Source organism: Polyangium jinanense (assembly GCF_028435365.1).
In genome coordinates this window covers 47,675-64,984 of the sequence record NZ_JAGTJJ010000035.1, presented here as the reverse complement: position 1 = coordinate 64,984, position 17,310 = coordinate 47,675, and the positions used below count along the sequence as shown (strand labels likewise).

Annotated in this window: 11 protein-coding genes; 3 read left to right on the top strand and 8 right to left on the bottom strand. The window is 69.4% G+C overall.

What is annotated here, in order from left to right; translation table 11 throughout:
* Positions 1–50: 50 nt before the first annotated feature.
* Positions 51–3,266, bottom strand: a complete 3,216-nt coding sequence (locus KEG57_RS37010; protein WP_272425149.1) for a beta-propeller domain-containing protein — start codon at positions 3,264–3,266, stop codon at positions 51–53.
* 149 nt (positions 3,267–3,415) lie between these two features.
* Complete coding sequence (locus KEG57_RS37005; protein WP_272425148.1) at positions 3,416–5,020, bottom strand: L,D-transpeptidase; 1,605 nt, start codon at positions 5,018–5,020, stop codon at positions 3,416–3,418.
* 110 nt (positions 5,021–5,130) lie between these two features.
* Here KEG57_RS37005 and KEG57_RS37000 point away from each other — a divergent pair, with 110 nt between their 5' ends.
* Both KEG57_RS37000 and KEG57_RS36995 read left to right on the top strand, forming a co-directional pair.
* Positions 5,131–6,012, top strand: coding sequence for a PDDEXK family nuclease (locus tag KEG57_RS37000; protein WP_272425147.1), 882 nt, complete (start codon positions 5,131–5,133; stop codon positions 6,010–6,012).
* A gap of 63 nt (positions 6,013–6,075) precedes the next feature.
* Positions 6,076–7,230: a WD40/YVTN/BNR-like repeat-containing protein gene (locus tag KEG57_RS36995; protein ID WP_272425146.1), complete on the top strand. Its 1,155-nt coding sequence runs from the start codon at positions 6,076–6,078 to the stop codon at positions 7,228–7,230.
* Positions 7,231–7,237: 7 nt separating this feature from the next.
* Here KEG57_RS36995 and KEG57_RS36990 read toward each other — a convergent pair whose 3' ends face one another.
* From KEG57_RS36990 to KEG57_RS36980, 3 genes are all read right to left on the bottom strand, one after another.
* Positions 7,238–7,648, bottom strand: a complete 411-nt coding sequence (locus KEG57_RS36990) for a CBS domain-containing protein (RefSeq protein ID WP_272459380.1) — start codon at positions 7,646–7,648, stop codon at positions 7,238–7,240.
* Positions 7,649–7,718: 70 nt separating this feature from the next.
* The gene (locus KEG57_RS36985) at positions 7,719–8,252 is read right to left on the bottom strand and encodes a hypothetical protein (protein WP_272425144.1); all 534 of its coding nucleotides are present in this window, start codon (positions 8,250–8,252) and stop codon (positions 7,719–7,721) included.
* A gap of 9 nt (positions 8,253–8,261) precedes the next feature.
* Entirely contained in the window at positions 8,262–8,402 is a 141-nt protein-coding gene (locus KEG57_RS36980) for a hypothetical protein (RefSeq protein ID WP_272425143.1), read from the bottom strand.
* 101 nt (positions 8,403–8,503) lie between these two features.
* On the opposite strand from KEG57_RS36980, the gene KEG57_RS36975 reads away from it, so the two are divergent.
* The gene (locus KEG57_RS36975) at positions 8,504–8,992 is read left to right on the top strand and encodes a hypothetical protein (protein WP_272459379.1); all 489 of its coding nucleotides are present in this window, start codon (positions 8,504–8,506) and stop codon (positions 8,990–8,992) included.
* A 13-nt stretch (positions 8,993–9,005) separates the two neighbouring features.
* Here KEG57_RS36975 and KEG57_RS36970 read toward each other — a convergent pair whose 3' ends face one another.
* From KEG57_RS36970 to KEG57_RS36960, 3 genes are read right to left on the bottom strand one after another with little or no spacing between them, the layout of a single operon-like run.
* On the bottom strand, positions 9,006–11,489 hold the full coding sequence (locus KEG57_RS36970; protein ID WP_272425141.1) for a CehA/McbA family metallohydrolase: 2,484 nt from the start codon (positions 11,487–11,489) through the stop codon (positions 9,006–9,008).
* Between the two features lie 28 nt (positions 11,490–11,517).
* Positions 11,518–14,901, bottom strand: coding sequence for a Zn-binding domain-containing protein (locus KEG57_RS55855; RefSeq protein ID WP_272425140.1), 3,384 nt, complete (start codon positions 14,899–14,901; stop codon positions 11,518–11,520).
* Positions 14,898–17,309: a hypothetical protein gene (locus tag KEG57_RS36960; RefSeq protein WP_272425139.1), complete on the bottom strand. Its 2,412-nt coding sequence runs from the start codon at positions 17,307–17,309 to the stop codon at positions 14,898–14,900. The genes KEG57_RS55855 and KEG57_RS36960 overlap by 4 nt, the downstream gene beginning before the upstream one ends.
* Position 17,310 lies beyond the last annotated feature (1 nt).

Here is a 17,310-nt window from a genome sequence, read left to right as displayed (position 1 = left end):
GACGTGCATGAGGGCGCCGGTGGACATCGGCGCCCTCGAGTTGCTCTGAATCAGGGAGATTGCAGCAGGTTCGACTCGTCGATCCCGAGCTGCTGAATGCCGGTCGGCCCCGCGGGGAGGTAGACCTCGTCGTCGATGATCCGCGGGCCGCCCGCGCCATAGTAGTACCAGGTCTTGAAGAAGGCCTGGACGAACGGCGTCTCCGGCGCGTCGAGGTTCACCATCAGCATGCCGCCGTACGTCGAGAGGAACGCGCGCTTGCGGTCGACATGCTGGAGCCAGAGGTAGGCCGGGACGCTCGTGGTCGAGAGCGTGAGGAAATCCTCGCCGTCCGGGCGAGGCGCGAAGACCGAGAACGAGGGATGGTCGTTCCCGTAATAGCCCCCGTACGTCTGCCATTGCAGACTGTGCACGGCGACGGGCAGGCCCCCCTCGTCCACGCCGAAGGACTGCACCCGGCGGAACGGCAGGTGCTCGTAGTTCTGCAGGGACGCGAGGTTGCCCGAGAGATCGAGCTTCGCGAACGCCGAATCCACGAACTGCTGGCCCCACACCTCGTCCTGCGTGAAGAGAACCGAGCCCTTCTTGGCGACGAGCTCACCCGGGACGTTGATCGCCGGGCCAACCACGGGCGCCGCGGGGTTCGCGAAATCGACGCGGCGAACGAAGTATTGCGCATACGGCCGCGGATCCAGCGGCACCTCGACGGGCTTCTTGACGGTGACATAGAGCGAATCACCGTCCTCGAACACGCGAACCGCGTCCTCCCCGACGGGCGTCTGGAGGACGTCGCCGAGCGTCGGCGCCGTGGGATCCGAGAGGTCGAGCCCCCGGAACCAGTATCGCGAGGTCACGAGGGACCGCTCGCCGCCATAGCAGTAGCCGGAAAGCTGCTCCGGCGTCTCGTCGTCCGAGAGCGGCACGCACGACGGCTCGGCGTCCTCATGGTCCGTGCAGGAGGCAAAACCACCGACACAATATTCGGGCTTGCCATCGACCTCGTAACAATCACGCTGGCCCGCGAGGTAGTTGCAGCCCTCCTCGCCGAAGCAATCGACGTTCGCGTAGACGTACTCCCAGCACTGGTTCACGTAGATCTGCTCTTGCGACACGCTCTCCGCACCGGAGAAGACGAGCGAATCACCGACCACGCGGACCGACGCCCAGGGCAGCTCGTTCGTGACGAGTGAGCCGACCTCCGTGGGATTCGTGGGGTCGGAGAGGTCGAAGACCTGCACCGTGGTCGTGTAGGTCGGCCAGTTATTGGCGTTGGACGTCACCGAGACGAATTTGTCGCCGACCTGGAAGAGCGACGCCTGCTGGGGCACCTCGAAGCTCGCGACAGGCTCGGTGAGCTCGACGTCCTGGCCCTGGACCTTGGGGACGATCTCCACGACCTTCGGGCTGTTCGGCTCCGTCCACCAGTAATACCAGTTCGGCTCCTTCACCCGGGCGAGGTGGGAATTGCCGATCGGATACACCCCGCTGTACTCCGGCGCGAGGTCGATCTGGTCGCGCAGGACGGGGTTGTCCGGGTTCGTCTGGTCGTAGACGCGCAGCTCCCGCTCCGAGAGGTTCGCGCCGTTCTGATTCGGCAGGCGGAAGGCGCGGCGCACCGGATCCGAATGCAACATGACCCCGCGCCGCGTCACCGTGTGGTCCGAGAACGTGAAGATCTGGACCGCCGATTTCGCCTGCCACGACCCGTCGACCCCGTATTGATATCCGTAGAACGGCAGGAGCACGAGGCCCGTCTCCGTCTCGCCGGTCGGAGCCTGCACGTTCACCGCATTGTCCGACACGGTGAACGCGCGGTGATCCCAGTTCGCCTCGGACCAGTTCCATCCGCCGTTTTGCCCGTCGACCTCCGCCCGCGTCACGAGCGGGTTCGGGTTTTCGAGGTTCGTGATGTCGTAGAGGCTCACCGCGAGCTTGCGTGAGCCCCCCTCGTCGTTCACGCCGATGCCGATGAGGCGCGTCGCGGAGAAGGCGGGCCGGAAGAAATCGTTCCACCCGGAGACGATGAACTCGCTCTTCTCCTCGACGCTGCCGTCCGCGCCGACCGAGAAGGCGTGGAACGGATCCGTCTGCAGGTACGTCACGGCAAACGCCCGATCGTCGAGGAAGATCGCGCCGAACATGGCCTGGTCCGTGCCGAAGGCGGCGTGGTCGATGGGGACGAGCGAGTCGAGGTTCGACGCGTCGAACGTGGTGAGGTGGCTCTGCTTGCCGACGCCCCACCGCGGGCCGGAGAAGACGCGCAGGACGTCGCCGCGCATATCCATGTGGAACTGCGAGCGCACGTAGCCCGGGACGGTGATCTCGTCGCGCAGGGTCATCGCGCCGTCGATGCTCGAGATGTCCACGACCGCGACGTTGCTGCTCTCGTTCGACCAGACGGAGTTGCCGCGGGCCACGAGCAGGACGTCGCCCTCGGCGTGCACGTCCGTCACGTCGCCGCCGAGCTGGATCTCCGATTTCGAGATGAGCTTCGTGGGCGCCACGTCGAAGCTCTTCACGGTGCTCTTGAGCACGTAATCCCAGGAGCCGTCGACCTGCTTGTACTCCCATTCGCTGGCGGCGACGTAGAGCGAATCCTTGTTCAGGCCGTTCGCGTACCGGCTCGTCTGGATGTAGCCCGGGATGTACCGCTGCGAGAGGAGCTTCGGGTGCTGCCGATCGGCGATGTCGACGAGCAGGATCGTCCCGCCCGTGCGGTCTTTCACGATGAACTTCTCGGGGTGCCCTTCGTAGCCGGACCAATCGTTCAGCAGGATGACGGCGCGATCGCCGTCGACGTACATCTCGACGGGCGTACCCTGAATGGGCAAACGGCCGACGATCTGCGTATCCGAGAGGTCGCCGATGTCGATGACCTGGAGCCCGCGATAGAGGTTCAGGTTGAGGAGCACGCCGTCGCTGAGGACACGATAGATATCGCCCTCCTCGAGCTCGCGCTCTTCCTCTTCCTCCTCTTCTTCTTCCTCTTCCTCTTCTTCCCCGTCGTAGCCCCACTGCAACCAGGGTTCGTCGGCGGAGAGGAACGAGGTGGCGCCCTGCTGGGGCAGCGGCGGCGGCGTGGGGCGCGCCTCGGGGCCCGTCGGCAGGGGCGGGAGCTGACCGACGTTGGGCAGCTCGTCGACCTTCGGGGGCACCGGATTGAGGTCGATCCCGCTGCCTCCTCCGAGCGGTCCGCCGGTCGGCGTGGCCGTGCAGCCGGCCAGGAGCGCCACGAGGAGGGAACCACAAAGCCCGGCACGCGACATGGAGAATCCGGTCCGGAGAGCCCGCATGACCTTCGTCCTTTCCGTGAACATCAAAGGAGACACGAAATCTCGAAGATCTAACCCATGCGGGAAGGAGGGAGCAAGAGGAAAGCTCGGGTACAAATCGTGCTCTCGGGGAGAGAGCCCGTTCAGGGGTGGACGTACACGAGCGTGCCGCCGGCGGGGGTCATCGCGCCGTGCCACGCGGCCGGGACGGGCGGATCGGTGAATTCGAAGAGCCAGGCCGCGTCCGCGGGCGAGACGTTCACACAGCCATTGCTGCGCGCCTTGCCGAATTCGTCGTGCCAGTACGCGCCGTGAATGGCGTAATTCTGGTGGAAGTACTGGACGTACGGCACGTCGTGGAGCTCGAACGCGGCCTCGCTCGCCGGATCTCCGTCCATCGTCGCCGTGACGTGCTTCGATTGGACGAAAAACGTGCCCTGGACCGTGGCGCCCGTGGTCTCCGGGTCCGAGAGCCCGCCACGGCCCGTGGAGACGAGCGTGGCGAACACGGGGTTCGTGCCCTCGTAGGCGACGAGCATCTGGAGCTCGATCGAGATGTCGATCCAGCGCTTGCCGCGTTTGGCATGTCCCCAGAGATCCTGCCCGAGCCGGCCGATCCGCAGGCTGCTCGCCGCGAGCCATACGCCCTCGGTGGTCTCGACGTAGGCCGCCGGCGCCTCGCCCGGTTTTCCCTCGACGCGGTGCCCGCCGCCGCTCGACGCGCGCCCCGTGAGCACCCAGCCACTCCGGAAAGGGACGTACTCCGCGGGCCGGAGCTTGCCCTCTTCGTCGGGCCGCAGCGCGCGCAGGCCCTGGTGCATGACGAACGCCGGCACGCCCGGCGCCTTGAAGACGACGCCGCGCAGCTCGGAGAGGTGCGCGGGACGCGTGCGATCGATCGGGACGAGGTCGAGCTCGGTCGTGAGGCCGAAGCGGCGGTCCGTCCAGTCGAAGCTGGCCATCAGGCCGAACGCCGAGCGCGCCTTGGCGCGGCCGCGGTGCGCGTGGAAGCGGACCTTCTCCTCGGCGCCCGCGGGCTTCGGCAAATCGCGGCCGGACTCGAGGAAGGGGGAGATCGGATCCGCATCGCCGATCGTCCTGCCAATCTCCTGCACGATCCAGTCGTTCATGCCGCGCGCGCCGAGGGGACGGCCCTCGACGGTGCGTTGCTCCTCGGGCGTGGGGAGGTGGACGTAGAGGTGCGGCGGGGGGCTGCGCGAAACGACGTAATGGTAAGGGAACGGTTCGCCCCGGCGCGGGCCGCGGACGGCCGCGAGGGCGACGGGATGCTTCGTGTCGAGCGTCGCGCCCGTGCCCACGCAGACGTAGCCGCGCGGGTGGATCCGATAAAAGCCGCCCTTGCACCGCTTGAAGCCTGCGGGCTCGGCGGCGCGCGGGACGATGGCGCCCGCGCGCAGGTAGCCGAGCCGCGTGGACTGGTAATCGGGCGCGATGTACACGAAGTTGCGCATCGCGATGCTGGCGAGCTCGTGGCCCTGGCCTGGCTCGAGGTCCGCCGGCGCGGGGCCTTCGGGCTCGGGCTCGCTCACGGCCGAGGGCTCGGGCGGGAGCGGGAGCGCGCCGCCCGAGGCGACGGATGCCGCGGGCACGGCCGGATCCGGCCCCTCGACGGTGCGGCCCGGCGGCTCGTCGGGCGCGCCACACGCGACGAACACGACGAGCGTCAGCACGAGCGCGACGAAGCGCGCTCGCGGCACCTCGTTCGGGGGCGTTCGGCGCGCGTCCACGGCGGGGGACTATAGCCGATCCTCGCGGGACGCGTGGGGTTTGCCCGCGGAGCGGGAAAAGGGCATTTTTGGGCTCCCGGAAGGGGTTCGCGTCTGCTAGGTTGTGGAGCATGGATCCCAAGCCTGATCGGTCGACGGTCCTCCTCGCGCCCCCTCGCGGCGGCGGTGGCGCGGCGCTGTCGTTTCCGCCGTCGGGCTCTCGCCCGGGACGTTTTCCGCCGGTCGACGAGCACATCGTCGTGCCCGAGACGACGCGGGATGAGATGATCCGCGGCCGCAAGGTCGTCGCGCAGCCAGCGCTCGAGCCTCACGCGGACCTGCAGACGAGCCTGGATTTTTTGATCCTCCCGCACGTCCGTCCGGGCTACCGGCCCTCGACGGAGCTGCTCACCCGCGTCTCCGAGGGCTCGAACTTCGCGACCGACCTCTCGATCCGGCGAGAGGGGCAGGACCCGGCCACGGGGCGGCGTTTCCTGGAGGAGATCTCGTTCGAGATCGTGAACGAGCAGAGCGTGCGCGACGTGGTCGAGAAGGCCGAGGAGCTCGCGGAGCGCGGCGTTCGTCGGGTGTTCGCGATCTTCGTCAAGCGCCGCGAGGTCTGCGAGTGGTCGACGGAGAAACACGCGTTCGTGCCGCTCCTCCTGGACGGCATGCTCGAGGATTCGTGCTTCGTGCGTCCCATTGCGGTGCGCGCGCTGCTCGACGTGCAGAACGCGGAGCGCGAGGTTGTGCGCGCGCTCGAACGAAAAGGGAACGCGGAGCTCGAAAAGCTGAAGGCGGGCGCGCGCGACGAAGGCCGCGAAGAGGGTCGCGAAGAAGGCCGCGAAGAAGGCCGCCGCGAGGCGCTCCGCACCCTGCTCCAGGCGCGCTTCGGCGAGATTTCGGCGAACGCCGAGGCCCGGATCGCCGGAGCCACGCGCGCCATGCTCGACGCATGGATCCTGCGCCTGCTCGACGCGAAGACGATCGACGAGGTCTTCGCAGAGTCCTGAGCGTACCCACGCGCGGGCGCGGCTCTTTACGCTCGCGACGTCCATGAGGCACGATGGCTCTCCATGCCGCGCGCCTTCGCCTTGCCCGTGACCCTCGCGACGCTGTTCGTCCTGCCCGCCTGCGGCCCGTCCGAATCCGCTGGCAGCGGCGGCGCGGCATCGAGCGGATCGCAGCAAAGCAGCGGCGCAGGCGGCCATGGCGGCGAGGCGGGAAGCGGGGGCGCGGGCGGCAGCGGCGGAATGGGCGGCAGCGGCGGAGATGCGGGTCCCTCGGCCTGGCAGACCGTGCTCGATGCGCAGGACCTCGACGGCGCGGTGCTTTCGATCTGGGGCGCGAGTCCCTCGCATGTGTTCGCCGTCGGCGGGCCGCTTGGGAACGAGGGATTCGAGACGCTCGTGGTGCAGTTCGACGGCGCCACATGGAAGCGGCTCACGCCGGGCGGCGCCGAGACGTACTGGTGGGTGCACGGCACGGGCCCCGACGATGTGTGGTTCGTCGGGGAAAAGGGGCGCATCACGCACTGGAACGGCGCGTCGTTCACGGAGCACGCGTCCGGGGTGGAGGCGACGCTCTGGGGCGTGATGGCCTTCTCGAAGACCGAGGCCTTCGCCGTGGGCGGCACGCCCGGCGGTGGGGTTTTCGCGCCAAACGACATCGTCCTCCATTGGGACGGCACGACCTGGAAGCCCGAGCCGCTGCCCGGCGCGCCCCTCGGCCGCACGCTTTACAAGATCTGGGGCAGCGCGCCCGACGACCTGTATGCCGTGGGCGAAAAAGGAACAATCTGGCGCAAAAAAGGCGCGGCATGGTCGCTCGTCGAGCCCGCGCCCACGCCGGCCAAGCTGTTCACCGTGTCCGGCTGCGGGGTGAAGGAAGTGTATGCCGTCGGCGGCTCCGCGGTGCTCCGCTCGGACGGAGACGGTTTTTCTGAAGTGAACGTTTCCCTGACGAACCTCGTCAACGGCGTCGCATGCGGCCCCTCGGGATCGGCGCTGCTCGTCGGCGACGGCGGGCAAAAGCAGAGACTCGTGGACGGGGCTTGGATCGACGAGTTCGTCCTCGAACCCTACGACGATCTGCACGCGGCATGGTCGGACGGCGAAGGCTCGTTCTGGGCCGTGGGGGGCGATTTTTATGCGCCGAAGGCCCCCGGGGTGCGGCGCAAGGGTGTCATCGCGCGGTATGGCCCGGGCACCTTGCCCGGCGTAGTGCAATGAGCGGGACTCAGCCGCCCTCGACTTCGTCGAGCATCGTGGTCAGGGCCCGGAGCGCGTCCACGGTCGTGAAGAGACCCACGACAGTGTCGCCCTCGACGACCACGGCCGAGCCGTATTTCTTTTCGGCCATCGTGCGCGTGACCTCGGCGAGCGGACACTCGGGCGAGACGCTGTAGGGCGGGCCCAGGATGAAGTCCTCGACGCAGGCCATGCCCGCGTCGACGACGCGCATGTTCTCCACGATCTTGAGCTCGCGCTCCGAGAGCAGGCCGATGAGCTTGCCGGCCTCGTCGACGATGGGCAGGTGCCGGAAGCCGTGCTCGTCGAGCAGCTTCATCGCGCGCGCCATCGTGGTCGTGCGCGGGACGGTGAGCGGGCTCCGGGTCATGTACGTGCGGACGATGCGGCGCGTTCCCATGCGGTAACGCGGTACCGCGACGCGACGCGCTCCGCAAGCGCCGAGCAACCTGCCGCGTGACGTCTCGACGTCAAAGGGACGGCAGGACGGGCGCGAATCGCTCCTCGAACGAAGCGTCCACGAGCAAGCTGCGATCGAGCTCGACGGTCGTTCCGTCCTTGCCGACGAGCCGGTATCGCGCCTCGCCCATGGCGTCGACCGCGACGAACGAGGTCGTCCGGGTGCGAAGGACCGGCTCGATCGCAAAATACCGGGTCAAAAAGAGCCGAATGCGCTGCGCCGCGCGCTCGTTGTCCATGTACACGCCGCCGTGCGGGAGGCGGAAATAAACGCGGCTCTGGGCGTCGACACGGACGTAATAAAATGCGTGGCTCTGCACGCCGTGGCCCCAGAAGCCGACGAGCAGGTATCCCTCGGGGGCGGTCCGGAGAAACGGGCCGATCTCGGCCTGGGCGAGGGCGACGCCGTGCGCGTGCGCGACCTCGGAGCCGACGAGCATGGCCGACGCATCGAAAGGACGCAGCGGATCCGTGGGGAGCATGCCCTCCGGCGGGAGGATGCCGAACCGGTCGTGGAAGGTCTGGACGAACAGCTGCATCGGCACGCGCCGGGCTCACCAGAGCACGCGCCCCTCCATTTCGCCGACGACGAGGCGCACCTCGCCCGAGAGGCGCGTTGACATCGCCGGAGACGCCAGATACCAAACCGCTCGCGCCACGTCCGTCGAGGTCGAGCCCTGTCGTTCCAGATCCACGGAACTCCGCATAAAACGATCCCGGCCGGACCACAAGGACGACAGCACGAGCCGAGCCTTCCCCTTCCCTTCGAGCCCGGCCCTGCGATAGCCTCGCGGCGATGCGGCGCGGCGGTGAACGAACGTTCGGACAGATGGGTGCATGGGGCGTCATTTTTGTGGCACTCGCGGGGCTCGCCGCCTCGTGCGGGGGCGGCGGAGCGAGCACCACGAGCGAGGCGCCGAAGACGCCGGCCGTGGCCGAGCTGCCCGCGTGCACCACGGAGGCCTGCGAGGACCTCTCGGCGTGTCCTTTGACCTCCAAGGAACACCTCGACGCCTTCAACTGCCGGCCTTGCGGCGAGGAGGCGGCGAAGGACTGCGAGGACGCGAAGGCCTGCACGGTGCGCGACGCGCGGAGCCTGGAGGCGCTGATCTGCCGGGCGATCCGGCAGGAGACGCCCTGCCAGGCGGCGACGACGCGCGCGCTCGAAGGGTGGCGCAAGGACGGCGAGCTGCCGTTCGTCGACGAACCCATCCTGAAGCGCGCCGTGGAAGAGCGTTACGCGCGGCAAGCCAAGGCCGCCCTCGCTTGCACGAGCGCTCGCTGACGGGCGTTTTTTCTCAACGCACGAAGACCGGGTTCGTGAAGGAGAGCGGCGGAACGCCGGGCACGTAGGCGTCCATGGTCTTCGTGCCGCGGGCGATGGCGAGGATCCAATCACCCTTCTCGAACGTCTCGCGGCTGCGCTGCTCGACGGGGCCCTTGCGGCCGGCAATCGGGAAGGTCCGCACGGTTTTTCCGCGCTTGACGAGCTCGATCCGATCGACGTCGATCCAGGGCGGTGCGTCGACGCGGACGACGACCTCGGCCTCGCCCGGCGGGATCGTCTCGCCCATGGCTTTGCCAGCGACCTCGATCCGGACGAACGGCCCTCCGGAGACGCTCACATTTCCCTTGCGCAGCGCGTCCACGAAGGCCGCCTCGGAAACCACGCCCTTCACGTCGTCCCCGACGAACACCATGTTCCGGGGCAAACCCGCCTCGTGGTAGACGAGCTTGTGCGAGTCGGAGTTGCCGGTGCCGACGACGCGGAAGCCCGCGTCGAGCAGCGCATACCAGTCGCGCAGGACCGGCTCGACCCCGGCGATGTAACGGGAATGGTCGCCGTTGTAGACCTCGAGCAGATCGAAGCCCATGTCGGCGAGCGGGGAGCGGTCGAGCCAACCTTTGAGGTCGTCGGTGTCGAGGCGGAGGAGCTCGAAGTAGCCGATGCCGCCCCAGCGCGGGTGGTTCACCTGGAGGATCGTGCTCGTGCCATAAGGTTTCTGCGCGCGCGCGGCGGCGAAAATCTCGGCCGGCAGGACGCCGATCCAGGGGAGCGGCACGGACGCGGGCAGGAGCGGGAAGACGTTGAAATGGCCCCAGGCAGGCGAGGTGACCTCGTCGCCGACGATGCTCACGAGATCCGAGGCGAGGCCCATTTCGCGGATCGTGGGGCCGTAATCGGTGACGGCGTTGTGGTCGGTGGCGACCGCGACGTCGACGCCCACGGAGACGAGGCTGCGCACGCGTTCGGCGAGCGGCGCGGGGGCGTCGGGGGAAGGTTCGGCGTGGAGGTGCAGGTCGGCCGAGACGAACCCTTTCGTGTCGACGACACGTTCGAGCTTCGCGCGAACAGTGACCTCGCGGCCCGCGGCGACCTCGATGTCCTCCTCGTGCGCCGAGTACGAAAAGCCGCGCGTGAGGGCGACGTGGTATTTGCCGGGCGGGAGGAAGAGGTCGCGCTCGCCGCGGTCGAGGTACACGACGTTGAGGGCCGCGCCGAGGAGCGGTTCGTCGCCCCAGTCGGGATCGGACGTGCCGTCCTTGCCACGCACGAGGAGCCGCGCAGGGATGGGTTTTCCGCCGTCGGTGACGGCGATACGCAGGCGTCCGGCGGAGGGTTTGGCACGAGTTATCTCTGCGGCGAGGGATTCGACGCGGATCCAGGGGCCCGGAGCGTGGCCGGGCGCGACGAAACGTGCGTCGAAGCAGCCCTCGGGCAGGTCGACGGCGCGGTCTGTCTTGCCAAACATGCGCTCCTCGGCGGCGAGCTCGACGTAGATGCGGCGGCGTCCGGCGCCGTCGCAGCGGGCAAGCTCGATGCGGCTGCCGCGGACGGGGAGCGTGGGGAGGGTGACGCGGCGTCGGGCGGTGGGGGCGCGGCAGGGCAAGGCGAGCGCGGCGTCGCCGGAGGAGCGGTCGCTCAGGGTGACGGCGACGCGGCGTCGCTCGGAGGCGCCGGCGTGGACGACGGGGACGACGCGCTCACCGGTGAGGGCGGCCTCGAAAAACCCATATTCGGGCGAGCCGAAACGAGCGAAGAGCGGGCCTTCCTCGGAGCAGAGCGCGTACGCGGTGCCGAGGCTGTGGCGGGCGACGAATTCGGTGCGGAGCTGAAAAGCCCGGGTGATGGGCCCCGCGCCCTCGAGCCACGTGGGTACGTTGCCCCAATGGATGTTCTCGCCGAGGGTGACGGCAAGCGCGGGGAGGCGCTTGGCGGCGCCGAGGGGGCCGGGATCGACGGGCTCGATCTCGGGTGAGGTGACGGCGAGGCTCTCGATCCAGAGCGCATCGCCGGGGCCGAAGAAATAAAAGCTCACGTGCGTGAGGGGCTGGCCACGCACGGCCCGATCGACACGGACGACGTTTTTCTTTTCGCCAACGAGCTCCACGCGGGCGACGTCGGTGGTCGCGACGCCGAGGCCCATCTGGAGGACGGATTGCAGGGAGACCATCCCATCGGCGCCGCCCTCGGGGCCATAATCGACGAGGTGGCCACGCGCGGAGACGACGGCGACGCGGCCCGCGTGCGAAAGGACGAAATCCCCCGGGCGAGCGTCGACGCGCAACCCCTTGAGCGGGACTTTTTCGCGCGCCTCGACGGGCGCGGCGGTGCCGAGGGCGCCGCTCGGAGGATCGACGGGGACTTCGCGCGGGACGACGGGCGCAGGCGGCTCCTCGGGGGGATCGGTGGCAGGCGCGCCCGTGGGGCCGGTGGGCGCGGCGGCGCAGGAGGCGGCGATGGCGGCGAGCGCGAGGACGAACGGGGAGGAGAGGCGCATCGAGGGGCGCAAGGATAACCGAAACGCGTCAGCCTCGGCCGAGGATCTTTCCAAGGAGCTCCCTCCCCCCCCGCTTGTCGAGCTTCGTCTCCTCCCCGGGCGCCGCGTGGCATTGCAGAATTTGCAAGCACGAGGGGCACCCCTCGGCCGCGGCGCAACGCGCCGGGCAACGCTCGACGATGGCCAGGGCAAACCCACAGGCCACGCGCAGGACGTCGAGCGTCACCGCCTCGGAGAAACCCACGCCTCCAGGGTGCGCGTCGACGAACGCGATCGCGGCCGTCTCCGCAGCGCCGAAGCGCGCGGCGCGCACGATGAGCAGGTCCTCCTCGCGGCACCACACGAACGCAGGCAAGGTGACGCGGAAGAGGTGCACGAGCGCGTGCAGCGTGCCCTCGGTGATCGCGCCGAACGAGGCCTCGGGCAGCGCGAGGACCGCCGCCTTTGTCGCATAACGGTGAAGGAGCGGCTCGGCATAGAGGGTCACGTCGCGCGGCTTTCCATCGGGGCCGTGGCGGCGCAAGCCAAGGCTGCGTTCCTCGACCTCGACGAGCCTGCGCTCGAAGACGAACTGCGCGCCGCCGAGCGATCGGAGTGGCTCGGCGCGGCGCTCGGCGCGCTCCCCTTCCCTGCTGTCCTTTTGCGGGGCTTCTTTGCGGCGCTCGATCGGGGTGACGGAGACTTCGCGAATGGGGCTCGTGATGAGCAGGCGCTCCTCGCGCTCGCACGCGACGCGGCCCGCCGCGAGGCCGTCCTGCTCGGAGGCGGGTTTGACCACGTATCGGCCGCCGCGAAAGACGAAGATACGGCCGGGATACGCGGCCGAGAGCATACGCGCGCGCTCGACGCCGTAGAGGACCTCGCCCGTGTGGCGATCGACGAGCCGCGCAGGCTCGGCCGCGACGTCGAAGCAAAGCGTTGGATGTGCCTCGCCGGCCGCGGAGATTCGCGGGACTTCGCGGCGCTCGCCGGTCTCGGGATCGAGGACGGTGTGCACGGTGCGCGTGAGGCGCGTCGGCTCGGTGGAGGCGTTTTCCGCTGGGGAAAGCTCGCTTTGCACGATGGGGCGCGAGAAGTCCGCGGCGAGCTCGTCCTCGCTCCACGAGGCCTCGACGAGCGCCGCCCGGAGGTGCGCGCGTTGAATGGACTCGGCGAGCGGATCGACGACGAGCGCACAGCCGAGGTCGAGGTCGGGGTGGCGGAAATGCGGGCGCTCGGCCGCGAGGAGCGAGGAGAATGGGTCGGAATCGGGCTGCCAGAGGACGAGGACTTTCCGCTCGAGATCCGTCTGCGCAATGGCTTCGGCTTGCAGCTCGCCGGGGGATTGCGGGGTTTCAGGTTGGTCTGGAGAAACCTCTTTGGGCTCGGGCTTCGGGGGCGCGATGGCCTTGCCGACGCGCTCGCCGGCGCCGAGGGCGGCGACGCGCGCTTCGGGGACGGTGGCGGCGCGGAAGCCGACGTGGGCGGCGAGGATCGGGCTCTTTCCGTACGTCGCAGCGCGGACGCGGGCAATGACGACTTCTGCCTCGGAGAGGGCGCGCGAGAGCTCGTGGCGCTCCTCGGCGAAGGCGCGGCCGCGCGTGGCGACGTCGCGGCCGAGGGTCCATTCGTTGGCCCGCGCGACGTCGGCCCGCGAGAGGACGTCGTCATACCCGAAGAGCTCCGCGGAAAAACCCTGCGCGAGCGATTCGCCGAGCGCGCGTACGGCGGGGTGCACGTCGGCCTGCGCGCGCGGGCGCGGGGGGAGGAAATACGAGACGATCGGGGGGCGTGGGGCGCCGTCGACCTCGGGGCCGAGCACGAGCATGGGGCGACCGACGAGGCGCTCGCCGAGCTGGCCGAGGTCACGGAAGGAAGGATCGGCCGTGCAGAGGAAACGAATGCGCTCGCCGCGTTCGAAAGAGCGCGCGGAGGCGCGGGCGGAGGCGCGGCGGAGGCGGCGGAGCAGCAAGGCGAGGTGTGCGCCGGGAGCGCCGTGCCATTCTTCGAGGTCCGGGAGGACGACGAGGCCCAAGGCCCCGAGGAATCCGGACCATTCTTTTTGCCGGCCGCAAAGCTCGCGATGCACGCCTTCGGGATCGGCGAAGACGAGCGAGGGGGACGCGTGCGTCGGATCGGCCGCGCCCGCGCCGGACGCGATGTTCGCGGCATGGACGTTCCATTTCCAGCGCAAAGCCTCGGCGCGCGCGAGGACGCGCCGTTCGGCCACGCACGCGGCCGCGGCGGAGGGCGCGAGCCAAAGGACGTTCTCGGCCTCGACGAGGAGCGCGTAAAAAAGCAGCAGGTCGAGCGTCGTGGTTTTTCCCGAGAGCGGCGGCGTGCAGAGGAGGATGTTTTTCCGATCCTCGAAGGCATCGCAGGCGAGGCCCTGGTGGACGTAGAGGCCCTTTCCGGCGCCGAGCTCGCGCGAGAGATCGTCGAGCAAACGTTTGGCGCGTAAATCGGTGCCGGGCGAGATGCGGGCGGGCTCGACGCCGGGCGTCTCCGGGGGCAAGAGCAAAGGGCCCTGGGCCGCGTGAATGGCCTCGACCAGCGGACGAAGCTCGGGCCTCGGCGCGGGGGGTTCTTCCTTTTTTTCGGGCTCGGGTTTGTCGGGGCTCTTCGTGCGGGTCGCGAGGTTCCGACGGAGGCCATCGAGCGCGATCGCGGAGCCGACCCAGAGCGGCGCCGAAAAATGCCCGGCGAGCGCGGCCGGCAGGGCGAGCGCGGCGAGGCCGGCGAGGGCAAACACGAGCGGGCCTTGCCAGCGCACGAAGCGGGACTCGACGTATTCGACGCTCGTCCAGTGGCCGAGGAGCTTGAAGACGCGGCCGAATCGGTCGTCGGCGAGGGGCGCGCTCTCGACGGGTTTGACCGGGAGCGGGCGGCCCTCGGCGAGGGCCTTGGCGATGGCTTTTTGCTGTTCGAGGCGCTCGCGCGCGAGGACGTCGTCCGGCTTCTGTTCGAGCGAGCCGAGCTCTTCGATCGTGCGCGCGGCCCAGAAGACGAGGCCGAGGTACACGACGACGCCGAGGAGCAAGGCGAGCGGCAAATGCACGGGGCCGGGGAGGACGAATCGCCCGCCCGCGGCGAGGGCAAGGATCTTCCGCAAGGCGTCGTATGCTTCTCGCCCTTCCCCCGGCGCGAGGAGCAAGAGGACGCGCTCCTCGATCAGGAGCATGTCGTAATGGGCGAGCAACGCGTCGACGATCGCCACGACGAGCGAAAGCGCGAAGATGACGAGGCCGGCGAGGGCAAACAGGGGGCCGGTGGAGACGCGGACGGCGCGCAGCTCGAAGCGGGCTTTTGCAAGGGCACCGAGGTAGAGGAGAATGGCGAGCGCGATGGCCATGCCGCCGAGGCTCGTGCGAATGGGTTTGGCCTGGGCGAGGCGGGACAATTCGCCGAGGATCGCGAGGATCGCGTCGATCACGGGTCCTCCGAGCGCGCGAGCGCGAGCGATTCGTGCGGCAGGCCGGTGCGCGCAACGACGAGCAAGATCGAATCTGGATCCGGCGAGAGGGCCCGCACGTCCCAGGCGCCCTCGAAGCCGCCCTCGGCGAGCGCGGCGTCGACGAGCTTGCGCGCCTCGGGCGGCGCAAAGAGGAGGCGGAGCGGCGCAGGCGCCTCGGCCGCGTATTTCGGGGCAAGCTCGAGGCCGGGTGAGAGCTTGAGGAAGAGGCGGCGGAGGAAGCCCTTGGCCGACGATTCGGCGGCCTTGTGCAGCGCGGATTTACCTTCCTCGAAGGGCGAGGTTTTCTCGAAGGATTCAAGCTCGGCGTGGCAAAAGGCGAGGAGATCGTCGTGCGCGGCGAACGGGGCCTCGGTCCACGGATGCTCGGCGAGGCTCTCGCGGAGCCAGCGCTCGGCCGCGGCGCTCGGCTCGGGCGGGCGGATTTCGGCGTAAATGGCGTCGACGTCGTCGGGGCCGACGATGGTCGCGTGGAGGACCGACGAGGAAAGGAGGCCGGGGGGGTTCGGGGGCGCAGCTCCGTCCTCGGAGCGAAGCCCCCGAACGTTGAATAAAAAGAGGTTTCGCTCGCCCTCGTGTTCTTCGCGGTGCAGGGCGCGGTCCGCGGCGGCGAGGGCCGCACGCGTGGCTTCGAGGGCGGTGATGGTCTGCTCGATGCGGCCGAGGAGCTGCGCGAGGACGCGCTGCACCCAGAGAAGGCGCGCGTAATGCAAGCGGCGCTCGTAATGGCCGACGAGATCCTCGCGGATGTGGCGCGCGATCGATTGCGCGAGGTCGTCTCGGGCCTCGCAGGCCCAGTTGTGGTGGCGTTTGCGGTGCTTCCAGAGTCGATAACCCGTCGAATACGCCGAGACGGCGGCGCCGGCGAGGAGCGGGACGGGCGGGGTGAAAAAGGGGCGGAGGCGGCCGTGGGGCAAAGGGGAGACGGCGTCGAAGAAAGGAGGGAATGGAGCGAGCAGGGCGCGATAGGAGGAGACGAGCACGCCCGAGAGCAGGAGCGCGGAGACGAGGCCGAGGGCGGCGCCGAGGACGACCATGCGGCGCGGGCGCGGGCGATAGGAGACGGCTTCCTCCAGCGCGGCGAGTTTTTCCGCGAGCGGCGAGGGCGGGAGCGGTGAGAGCTCGGGCGCCTCGATCGCACGGACGACCTCGTCGAGATACCCCTTCGCGCGGGTGCGTGCGTCCCGTAAAACCAGGAGGGCCCGCGCGTGGCCCGTGGGGCGCTCGGCGACGAGCTCGGCGACGTGTGTCTCGATGGCACGCTCGCCGCCTTCGAGGCGGACCTTGCCGCGCTGTTCGAGGGCGGCCGCGAGTTTGTCCATGCGGAACCGTTCGACCTCGTCCCGGAACGCGCCGATCGTGGCCTCGGCGCGCGCCCGGAAGAGCGAGCCGAATTTGCGTTCGAGGAGCGTCTCGGGATCGTCGTCCCATTCGATCGGGGGGACGTCGATCGTCGGGGGCGCGAGCAAGTCGGCGAGCGGCTCGGCCTCGGCGAGCTCGGTGTCGAGGCGGCTTTGCGTGGGGACGAGTGGCGTGGCGAGGGAGGCGATGTCGAGCGCGGCCGGATCGACAGGGGCGCGGAGGAGCGCGAGGATCTCGCGGCCGAGGCGCGCGGCGGCGATACGCGAGAGCGCCGCGTGATCAAAGGCGAGGCTCGCGCAGGCGAACGTGGCGAAGGTGCCAGGCGGGCCGTCGTCCTCGACGAGGCGGCGCACGCCGCGATCGTCGTCGCGTACCTGCGGCAAGCAGAGCGTCGAGAGGAATGCCGCAAAGGAGCGGACCATCTCGGCACGGGAGAGGAGGTATTTGCCGCTCTGATCCTCGACGAGATAGACGCGGCCGCCGAAGCGCGCGCGGGCCGAGGAAGAGGTTTGTCGGGACAGGTCGGCGAGGGAGGAGGCGGCACGCGCCATGACGGCCCGGTCGCCGGTGCGGGGGCAAAAGAGCAAGGGGCAAACGACGAGGGCGCCGTCGCCCGAGCGCAGGATGGCCGAGAAGGCGCGACGCAGGCCCGAAGCGAGCGCGGCGGCGAGGGGCGCGACGAGGGGCGCGACGGAAGGCTCGCCGAGGTCGGCGACGACGAGGACGTCGCAAAGGGGACCACGCGGGTCGGTCGGGGACGAGGAGCCGAGGTAATGGCCGACGTCGAGGAGCGCGGCGAGGGCGTCCTCGGCGCGTTTCACGATCGGGGAATACGGGTCCTTGGCATTCGGATCGAGGGTCGCGGCGTCGGGTTTGCTTTCTGCACCGACAGCCACGTCGAGCGCGACGAGCGAGGCGCCACGAGCCGCGCGCGCGACGTCACGGCCGAAGGCGCCCACGCCAACGAGCAGCGTGGGACGCCTCGTTCGATCATCGATCACGCGCACG

What these genes read in the sequence shown, in the direction of transcription:
- KEG57_RS36995 (WP_272425146.1), top strand. Translation starts at nt 6,076, where the DNA reads ATGCCGCGCGCCTTCGCCTTGCCCGTGACCCTCGCGACGCTGTTCGTC.
- KEG57_RS37010 (WP_272425149.1), bottom strand. Translation starts at nt 3,266, where the DNA reads ATGTCGCGTGCCGGGCTTTGTGGTTCCCTCCTCGTGGCGCTCCTGGCC.
- KEG57_RS37000 (WP_272425147.1), top strand. Translation starts at nt 5,131, where the DNA reads ATGGATCCCAAGCCTGATCGGTCGACGGTCCTCCTCGCGCCCCCTCGC.
- KEG57_RS36975 (WP_272459379.1), top strand. Translation starts at nt 8,504, where the DNA reads ATGCGGCGCGGCGGTGAACGAACGTTCGGACAGATGGGTGCATGGGGC.
- KEG57_RS36990 (WP_272459380.1), bottom strand. Translation starts at nt 7,648, where the DNA reads ATGGGAACGCGCCGCATCGTCCGCACGTACATGACCCGGAGCCCGCTC.
- KEG57_RS36970 (WP_272425141.1), bottom strand. Translation starts at nt 11,489, where the DNA reads ATGCGCCTCTCCTCCCCGTTCGTCCTCGCGCTCGCCGCCATCGCCGCC.